1 rRNA gene is annotated in these 1,377 nt (G+C 55.4%); it reads right to left on the reverse strand.

From position 1 onward, the window contains the following. Window positions 1-89: 89 nt before the first annotated feature. Window positions 90-1,377: ribosomal RNA gene (locus BLT18_RS17925) — 16S ribosomal RNA — on the reverse strand; the annotation flags it as partial.

The following is a 1,377-nucleotide window of genomic DNA, read 5'->3' on the forward strand; positions in this document are numbered from 1 at the left end:
GTTCTCCTCTCAAAATTGAATGAAAGTCACAGCGCCCGCTCTTCTCACCAACGGTGAAAAGAGCTCGACTCGGAAAAATATCTCCGTAGAAAGGAGGTGATCCATCCCCACCTTCCGGTAGGGATACCTTGTTACGACTTCACCCCAATCACCTGCCCCACCTTCGGCGGCTGGCTCCAAAAGGTTACCTCACCGACTTCGGGTGTTGCAAGCTCTCGTGGTGTGACGGGCGGTGTGTACAAGGCCCGGGAACGTATTCACCGCGGCATGCTGATCCGCGATTACTAGCGATTCCGGCTTCATGCAGGCGAGTTGCAGCCTGCAATCCGAACTGAGAATGGCTTTTTGGGATTCGCTTGACCTCACGGTTTTGCTTCCCTCTGTACCATCCATTGTAGCACGTGTGTAGCCCAGGTCATAAGGGGCATGATGATTTGACGTCATCCCCACCTTCCTCCGGTTTGTCACCGGCAGTCACCCTAGAGTGCCCAACTGAATGCTGGCAACTAAGGTCAAGGGTTGCGCTCGTTGCGGGACTTAACCCAACATCTCACGACACGAGCTGACGACAACCATGCACCACCTGTCATTCTGTCCCCCGAAGGGGAACCTTCCATCTCTGGAAGTAGCAGAAGATGTCAAGACCTGGTAAGGTTCTTCGCGTTGCGTCGAATTAAACCACATGCTCCACCGCTTGTGCGGGCCCCCGTCAATTCCTTTGAGTTTCAACCTTGCGGTCGTACTCCCCAGGCGGAGTGCTTAATGCCGTTTGCTGCGGCACTAAGGGCATCGAAACCCCTAACACCTAGCACTCAACGTTTACGGCGTGGACTACCAGGGTATCTAATCCTGTTCGCTCCCCACGCTTTCGCGCCTCAGCGTCAGTTGCAAGCCAGAGAGCCGCCTTCGCCACTGGTGTTCCTCCACATCTCTACGCATTTCACCGCTACACGTGGAATTCCGCTCTCCTCTCTTGCACTCAAGTTCCCCAGTTTCCAATGACCCTCCACGGTTGAGCCGTGGGCTTTCACATCAGACTTAGGAAACCGCCTGCGCGCCCTTTACGCCCAATAATTCCGGACAACGCTTGCCCCCTACGTATTACCGCGGCTGCTGGCACGTAGTTAGCCGGGGCTTTCTGATTAGGTACCGTCAAGGTACAGCCCTCTTCGAGCTGTACTTGTTCTTCCCTAATAACAGAGCTTTACGATCCGAAAACCTTCTTCACTCACGCGGCGTTGCACCGTCAGGCTTTCGCCCATTGCGGATGATTCCCTACTGCTGCCTCCCGTAGGAGTCTGGGCCGTGTCTCAGTCCCAGTGTGGCCGATCACCCTCTCAGGTCGGCTACGCATCGTCGCCTTGGTGAGCTCTTACC

This window comes from Alteribacillus persepolensis, from assembly GCF_900099605.1.
GTDB classification, from domain to species: Bacteria; Bacillota; Bacilli; order Bacillales; family Marinococcaceae; genus Alteribacillus; species Alteribacillus persepolensis.